Annotated in this window: 8 protein-coding genes; 3 read left to right on the top strand and 5 right to left on the bottom strand. The window is 52.3% G+C overall.

Going from position 1 to position 7,268, the window contains the following annotated elements:
- Positions 1 to 112 precede the first annotated feature (112 nt).
- The gene (locus AC0QH1_RS19670) at positions 113 to 1,252 is read right to left on the bottom strand and encodes a peptidylprolyl isomerase (protein WP_324632993.1); all 1,140 of its coding nucleotides are present in this window, start codon (positions 1,250 to 1,252) and stop codon (positions 113 to 115) included.
- Positions 1,253 to 1,462: 210 nt separating this feature from the next.
- On the opposite strand from AC0QH1_RS19670, the gene efp reads away from it, so the two are divergent.
- Positions 1,463 to 2,020, top strand: coding sequence for an elongation factor P (efp, locus tag AC0QH1_RS19675; RefSeq protein WP_324632986.1), 558 nt, complete (start codon positions 1,463 to 1,465; stop codon positions 2,018 to 2,020).
- Between the two features lie 75 nt (positions 2,021 to 2,095).
- On the opposite strand, the gene AC0QH1_RS19680 is transcribed toward efp, so the two are convergent.
- Positions 2,096 to 2,266 carry a hypothetical protein gene (locus AC0QH1_RS19680; RefSeq protein ID WP_324632987.1) on the bottom strand — a complete coding sequence of 57 codons (171 nt, stop codon included), beginning with the start codon at positions 2,264 to 2,266 and terminating at the stop codon, positions 2,096 to 2,098.
- On the opposite strand from AC0QH1_RS19680, the gene accB reads away from it, so the two are divergent.
- Together accB and AC0QH1_RS19690 are read left to right on the top strand one after the other, a co-directional pair.
- Positions 2,253 to 2,819, top strand: a complete 567-nt coding sequence (gene accB, locus AC0QH1_RS19685; RefSeq protein ID WP_324632988.1) for an acetyl-CoA carboxylase biotin carboxyl carrier protein — start codon at positions 2,253 to 2,255, stop codon at positions 2,817 to 2,819. The two genes, AC0QH1_RS19680 and accB, sit on opposite strands and share 14 nt — an antisense overlap.
- 389 nt (positions 2,820 to 3,208) lie before the next feature.
- A complete protein-coding gene (locus AC0QH1_RS19690) occupies positions 3,209 to 3,562 on the top strand; it encodes an ArsR/SmtB family transcription factor (RefSeq protein ID WP_324632989.1) in 354 nt (117 codons plus the stop codon).
- Positions 3,563 to 3,653: 91 nt separating this feature from the next.
- On the opposite strand, the gene AC0QH1_RS19695 is transcribed toward AC0QH1_RS19690, so the two are convergent.
- The 3 genes from AC0QH1_RS19695 to AC0QH1_RS19705 form a co-directional block, all read right to left on the bottom strand.
- Positions 3,654 to 4,310: a GerMN domain-containing protein gene (locus AC0QH1_RS19695; protein WP_324632990.1), complete on the bottom strand. Its 657-nt coding sequence runs from the start codon at positions 4,308 to 4,310 to the stop codon at positions 3,654 to 3,656.
- A gap of 318 nt (positions 4,311 to 4,628) precedes the next feature.
- The gene (locus AC0QH1_RS19700) at positions 4,629 to 5,450 is read right to left on the bottom strand and encodes an LmeA family phospholipid-binding protein (protein ID WP_324632991.1); all 822 of its coding nucleotides are present in this window, start codon (positions 5,448 to 5,450) and stop codon (positions 4,629 to 4,631) included.
- Positions 5,451 to 5,506: 56 nt separating this feature from the next.
- Positions 5,507 to 6,997 carry a hypothetical protein gene (locus AC0QH1_RS19705; protein WP_324632992.1) on the bottom strand — a complete coding sequence of 497 codons (1,491 nt, stop codon included), beginning with the start codon at positions 6,995 to 6,997 and terminating at the stop codon, positions 5,507 to 5,509.
- Positions 6,998 to 7,268: the final 271 nt, after the last annotated feature.

Genomic DNA, 7,268 nt, shown 5'->3' on the forward strand with positions numbered 1-7,268 from the left:
TAGGCTGGTCAGGTGGTTAGAAGTACAAGCCCCTGGCTTTAGACATGGGGTTGGTTTCTACGGAGTCCCTGACGTCACAGATATTAGGCGATCGCGAGCCTCCCGCATCGGTCTAACTCGTCTGGGGTGGCTCCAAATTGTCGCCCCCTTGCACGACTTTTGCCGAGAGAATCTTATCCCCCTGTTTGAGTTGTTCTAACACCTCTTTGCCTTCCACCACATAACCAAACACCGAATAACGGCCATCTAACAAGTTGAGTCCCGCCGGAGTCAGTTCCGGTTCAAACAAGAAGAAAAAGAATTGCGAAGACCCCCCATCCGGGTCTTCTTCCGGTCGCGCCATTGCCACCGCACCATAGGCAGAAAATGGCAGCACGGGTTGCGCGCGATAGCGACCTGCTTGTTCGAGGGTAATGCCGTAAGTCGGCTGCTCGTCTCCTCTAACCAACACTTCTAACGGAATATTGCGATATTCCCCGGTATCCGGATCGATGAATCCTTCTTCCGGTCCGGCAGGATCCCCGGTTTGCAACACGTAGAAATCTTCCGAGCGAATAAATTCTAAACCCTCGTAAAATCCGCGATTGACTAAATCCACAAAGTTGCCGGCGCTCACTGGGGCGCTGTATCCGTCCACGACCAGGGTGAGGTTCCCTTTCTCGGTTTCCATTTCTACCGTGGCGCGACCTTTCAGTTGCGGCAGATTGCTGTATTCTTCCGGCACTTCAAAGGGAAATTCTTCGACCATCATTTCTTCGATCTGGTTGATCCAGCTCAAAATGCGATCGCGTTCCTCCTGAACTCGAGACTTATCCTCCTCTTCCACCGCCTCTTGCAACGGCACGATCTCTTCTTGGATTCGCTCGATTAATGCTTTAGCGCCCGATTTGTTCTCATCGGTCACATCCTCGAGGATTTCCGACTCGCGCCGGGAGAGAATCACCGATGCTTTGGTAATATCCGCTTTCATGCGACTCCATCGTTTCCCGCGCAGTTGCCCGGAAATGTCTTCTAAGTTGGACTGCACCTCTCGGATGGGTTGATTGTCAATTGGCAACGCATAGCGTAACAATGCTTTCGGGTCGGTAATGGCATTTCCCTGTGGCAATTGGCTGGTTCGACTGGGGGTGCCCCCGAAGTCCCACCACGCCCCACTGAGTCCCACAGACAGGGACACCATCAGCACCACTAAGAACGCCGTTTTCAACCCGGCTTGCATGATTTTCGCAATTTTTTTGCTCCAAAGCAGCATCAATATATCCCTGAGTCTTTCTAAACCGCACTGCATCAATCTTGCCATAGAGGCAAACCCGCGATCGCAATTGCGGGAAAATCTCTCTCTCGCCCAAGGCGGATGCCGGAAAAATCCCCTCGGGTTGTCTCTAATTTGAGGAGAGTGCCAGCACAGGGACAACCTCGCGGTAAAATGAATTGCCGATTGTTCTTGCCCAAGGTCGATTCCATGATATCGAGTAATGACTTTCGTACTGGCGTCACAATTGAATTAGATGGGGCGGTGTGGCGGGTGGTTGAATTCCTCCACGTCAAACCCGGTAAAGGCTCTGCTTTTGTCCGCACGAAACTGAAAAACGTGCAGACGGGAAGCATGGTAGAACGAACGTTTCGCGCCGGGGAAACCGTGCCGCAAGCGATCCTGGAAAAACGCACGATGCAGCATACCTATAAAGATGGCGAGCAGTTCGTGTTTATGGATATGGAAACGTTTGAAGAAACTCGTCTGAGTGCCGATAAAATTGGCGATCGCGTCAAGTATCTCAAGGAAGGAATGGAAGTGAATGTGATTCGGTGGGAAAGCCAAGTGCTTGAAGTTGAACTGCCGAACTCTGTGGTCCTGGAAATCACCCAAACCGATCCCGGTGTCAAAGGCGATACCGCTACTGGTGGCACCAAACCGGCCACGGTAGAAACCGGGGCGGAAGTGATGGTTCCTTTATTTATCTCTATCGGAGAGCGGATCAAAATCGATACCCGCAACGATTCTTATTTGGGTCGCGAGTAACGGTACGTTTTACCAATCGAGAGCGCTTGACTCTTTCCGAGTCAAGCGGTGCGGCGTGAGCGCTTGGCTCACCGGCTAAACGCTTTCGCGCCATTTTTCCGTTTCATTTTCATCGGTACCCAAACCGCCAAAGGCTCTCTCGATCGCCTTTGGTAACTGAACTGTGCTGTTTTTTATGGCTGAATGCCGCTCGCTGACAGCCGCAAGCTGATTTAATGGGGTCAAATAAACTGTGCAACTGGACATAAGCCAACTGTGCGAGCTGCTAACCGCGTTCGATCGCACCGAGATTTCAGAGCTGACGTTAAAAAGTGGTGATTTTGAGCTAACGGTACGCAAGGAAAAGGCGAAAGCCGACGCCAGTGCGACTCCAGAAGAGATCGCCAATTTGGCGCTCGCTACCGAACCAACTGCTGTGGGAACGGCGGCTGCTTCTGCATCTCAGGCGAGCGCACCTACCCAATCTTCTGCCGTAACTTCTCCCCCAGGCTCCACCCCTGCCACCCAAGCTGTGGCACCTGAGCCGACTGCCTCCACCCCTAGCGCCCTGGAACGCAAGTGGGTTGAGGTCAACTCTCCAATGGTGGGCACGTTTTATCGCGCACCGGCTCCGGATGAGCCTCCGTTTGTGGAAGTCGGCGATCGAATTACTACCGGTCAAACGGTCTGCATCATTGAGGCGATGAAGTTGATGAATGACATCGAAGCCGAGGTGTCCGGACAAGTGATGGAAGTTTTGGTCGAAAATGGCTCCCCTGTAGAATACGGTCAGCCGTTGATGCGGATTAACCCCAGTTAATCTCTCCGTCGCTCAGGTGGTTTTTCGCAAAAAAGCGAGTTGCTCTTGGCTCGGCTCGGTGGTGGTTTCTCTCTCCTTTTGCTTTCACCTCTCCCACCTCCATCCGCCGCGCCCCCGATCGACTACTGCCCCGCCGCGCCAAATTTGGGCAAACCTCCCCAGGCTCGCGATCGGCAACTCGCTTTTTTAAACTTGCCGATCGCCTTGTGCGTCTCGGTGGCTCCATCGGTTGCACTATACGCACAAATTCAAAAATAAAACAGTAACAAATATTACCCTTTCTCCCCTTTTTTCATTCGGACTCTCCCCCTAAAGAAGTTAATCACTCTATTGTCATAAAATTTTTGAATGTTAAAATAGTATTAAGCAAGCTATTCCAGGTTTATTTTATGAAACTCGCCCAGCCGGTACCCCAAGAAGTCATGCAATATGTGGCCGAATATTTCAGTATTTTAAGTGAGCCGATGCGCCTGAAACTGTTAAATTTGCTGCGCGACGGGGAAAAATGCGTCCAAGAATTAGTTGAGGCCACCGACACCAGTCAAGCCAATGTCTCCAAACATCTGAAAGTGATGCTGCAAGCAGGCATTCTCAGCCGCCGCACCGAGGGTACTTCTGCCTACTACCGGGTAGACGACCCCCTGATTTTCGACCTGTGCAACTTGGTGTGCGATCGCCTTGCCGCCCGCATCGAAGAGCAGGCTCGCCAATTCCGTTCCTTAAGCTTGGTTGGAAAAAATTAGCCCCGCCGCTCCCCCTCAAACTCTCTTCATTCTACCCAGAAAGCGCAAAGGTGCCCCCACTTCCGTCGGGGCACCTTTGCGCTGTTTAAAATTAAAGCGGAAATTCGCGATCGAACTCGGTTCGGGTAATCGGGCGGGGAATCTCCAACCCTTCACCCCCTAAAATTTCCAACGGTTCCCCATTCACCGAAATCCACACCGGTGCATTCGGATCTAATGTAGTCGCCGTATAAACCACCTGGCCCAGTCTCGCCGTCATCGAGGTACTGCCACCGCCAAACTCAAACTCTGGCGAGAGATCCACATACACCCCATTATCCTTAATGTCCAGATTCAACAGTTGAGTGCCCTGGGGAATCTCACTAAACCCACTCTCATCTTGAGGTTCTGCGAATAATTGCTCGAACCCCGCCGCCACTAACGCCGTGGGTTCTTCTGACGCCTGCACCGACACCGGCATCGGCGTCAGTTCAAATCGCGTGCCGCTGTCTTGAATCACGAACACCTCCACCGTTTGCTCCGTGGTGGGACTCACCACAGTAGGCGGCGGCGAATCCGGTTCCACCGTGGGCGACACAGAAGGGGTCTGGCCATTCGGATCCACGGTGGAAGAATTCACCGAGTTCGGTGGTTCGGAATTCCGGGAATTGACACTCCACCAGGCGGTGGCACCCCCAACGGCGATCGCGAGGGCTGAAACTGTAGCAACTAAACCAACCGGAATCCGGCGATCGCTGTGATTTTGCATGTCAAAAAAATCTCCTTAATTATCAAACAAACGTCAGTATAAACTTATCGCTTCCGCCTGATTTGTCCCCCATATTTTTCATTGACAACACAGACTTTATGCGCTGATTCTGGATTTAAACCGATGCGGTGCGGAAAGTTTCCATCCCCCACCTCATTCTCGGTTGCACTCCCTGTAACTTCTACACACCTCACCCCAAACCGGATCGCACCGTAACCTCTATTCACAAATCGCAAATTCCGGCGCATCTAACTGGCTATCCTACCGAAGAAACTACAGCACAATAAACCCCTATTCCAGAAAATACTAGCGCAGATGTCACTCCCTCGGCTCATAAAACCACTCTGGATCTTCCACCCGGGCAAACGCCGTTAATTCTAGCCGCTCTCCGGTAATCGTAAAGTCTAAAAACCTTGCTAACAACCCATTTTCTTCAAACTTTTTCAAATTAAAAACGCGCTCGACCAAATTCACCACTAAATTCTCCAACCGACTTGGAGCTTCTTCTCCATTAATCGTAATCTGGGTATCGATCGCCCGTAACTGAGTTCCCCCCACCACTTCTAGCCCGGTTTCCACCGCGATCGTCACCTGCTCCTCATCGCGAAGATCCTGAATCTCCACCTGCACCCGGATCCGATTATTCCCTAAAAAATCCACTTCGGGGTTGACAATCCGAAATCTTTGTGCTATGGTTTCATCTTCCGTTTCCGGAATCGCGCCAATGCCCGCCTCCCCTAATTCTTCGATAAATGGAGCCGATCGCAGCGCGCGGTTCATATCCTCCTCAGTCAATACCAAGCGAAACGCCCCCTGCAGTGGCTCCTGCAAAAATAACGGCACCCCACTCTCATCCTCCTCATTCAGGCGATCGAGATCCACCTCAATCGGATCGGTTTCCACTTCAAAACTCTCGATCCGAATATCCGGCGTCAGATACAATCCCCTCCCGGCAAACCGCAACCGCTCCACCTTTCCGGCAAACAAAAAGTAATTCGGCGAATTGTCCAACCGAACTTCCAACTCCTCCGCCGAATGCAGCGCCGAGCGAATATCCCGCTCGGCAATATTATCGAATACCACCCCCACCGGGGAAACCAAGGTGAGCAGCCCCGATAAAATAATACTTAACAGTTCCATTCTTTAACTTGCATCAACATAAAAATTACCCGCCAACCTCAACCCGCGATCGCTAATTACCCCTCCCCTTGATTCAACTGTGGTAATTTTAGCGCCATCCCGGCAAACCACCAATAATAAACCGCCACCGGCGCTACCTCCAGGGGATAGTAAAAACTGTTGTAGCTTATCGACACAATAAACAGCCAAATCCCCAATCCCCACAGGCGCAGATGCGGCGCGATCGCCCCCCGGTAAGCTTTAAACGTCAGGAAGCTCACCGCGCTTACCAGGGCCAACACGCTCAGCAACCCGGGAAACCCTAACTCGTAGAGCAGTTTCGGATAATAACTCTCGATTAGGGTAGTGGTTCCAAACATTCGCGCCGCATTCGTAGCTCTCCCCAACCCATTGCCGAAAACTCCATTTAAGCTATTAATCGCAAACTGGAATTGCTCGCCGATAAATTCTAGCAGGGGTGGAGCCGCTTCCCAGCGAGTCGCATCCCATCCCGGTGGAATAGCGGGGGGATACACGATCGCGGCGATCGCGATCGCTACCACCACTCCCACCAGGGCCAATTGCCCGGATTTTTCCCGCCACGACTGGAAGAAACATCGCCGCTCGACCAACAGAGCTAGTAACAGTAAAATCAGAAAAAATGTCGGCAGCAACAACACCGGGAGTCGATGACCCGAGAATACCGCCATCAGAAAAATCGCGATCGTCGCCCCCAAACTGACCCGTTTCCAAACCCGGGACGGATCGCTCAGGGCCGCCGTGAAACTAAACACCCCATTGGCAATCAAAAACCAGCTCCATTGCCACGGTGAAACGAAGGTTCCCGGGAGGCGAATTAAATTCACCTCGGGACTAAAGACCAAGGAACCCCCCACCAGACATCTCGCTTCTAATGTGGCTCTAAATAAATCCTGTCCCTCTAATCCGCGCGTGCCGGCACATACCCCGCTGCTGAGCAACCCATATTGCAGGAATCCCAGGAGACAACAGATGAGGGCAAGCACCACAAACAGGCGGGCGATCGCGAATACATCCTGGGTCTGGCGCATCAGGTAATAACTACAAAACATCAAAGGGATGTAGCCGATTAAAATTTTTAATCCCATCACCCCCATCAGGAAGGGGGACTCCCCTGCACCACTGACGAATGCCTGGGGCAGATTGGCAAACACCAAGGTCAATAGGATACTCAGGAGTACCAACCCCAGGGCCAACCTCAGCAGGGGCGGAATTCGCCAGGGTTGCTGGCCCTGGCGGTATTCTTGAATCAGGGCGATGAGGGCGGGAAAGTAAAAGGCGTCTTTGAGTCCCAGGTAAAGGGGGCTACCTTGACCGATCGCGTAGGTGACCGTGCCGCTGAAGGGCAGATAAATTAAAAATATCCACAGTCCGAGGCGGGGATATTTATAGGAGATGGCGATCGCTACAACGAGTAGAAATCCCCAGATGGCGATGGGTATGGAGGCGAACGCGCCAAAGGCGATCGCAACTGCGAGGGCGAGGATCGCGCTGAGGGTGATGTATTGCTTGTGTTCCGTAGGTCTCATGGCAAATGCTGCGAGAGAATAATCGAGCGACGGAAAAGGGGAAAGTTGATGTTTGGGTTGAGGTTAACCGCTTTTTTTTCTCCGCCGTGCAGCTATAAGCTTTTCTTTAGGTTTTCGCCGAAGCACAAGCCCCTCGGTTCAAAGCGCACCCCCGGTAGGGAGATGGCATGCGGTGGGGCTACATTTCCGGAGTGACCGAGAATCGGCGTAAAGCCCCCGGATTTATCCGTGGGGATATAAGCCGAGCGACTGACCCCCGGTCCCCCGCAAT

The sequence above is a fragment of the Phormidium sp. CCY1219 genome (genome assembly GCF_055795085.1).

Bases quoted from the DNA above. Each gene is read 5' to 3' on its own strand.
- AC0QH1_RS19670 (WP_324632993.1), bottom strand. From the start codon at position 1,252: ATGCTGCTTTGGAGCAAAAAAATTGCGAAAATCATGCAAGCCGGGTTG.
- efp (WP_324632986.1), top strand. From the start codon at position 1,463: ATGATATCGAGTAATGACTTTCGTACTGGCGTCACAATTGAATTAGAT.
- AC0QH1_RS19680 (WP_324632987.1), bottom strand. From the start codon at position 2,266: ATGTCCAGTTGCACAGTTTATTTGACCCCATTAAATCAGCTTGCGGCT.
- AC0QH1_RS19690 (WP_324632989.1), top strand. From the start codon at position 3,209: ATGAAACTCGCCCAGCCGGTACCCCAAGAAGTCATGCAATATGTGGCC.
- AC0QH1_RS19695 (WP_324632990.1), bottom strand. From the start codon at position 4,310: ATGCAAAATCACAGCGATCGCCGGATTCCGGTTGGTTTAGTTGCTACA.
- AC0QH1_RS19700 (WP_324632991.1), bottom strand. From the start codon at position 5,450: ATGGAACTGTTAAGTATTATTTTATCGGGGCTGCTCACCTTGGTTTCC.
- AC0QH1_RS19705 (WP_324632992.1), bottom strand. From the start codon at position 6,997: ATGAGACCTACGGAACACAAGCAATACATCACCCTCAGCGCGATCCTC.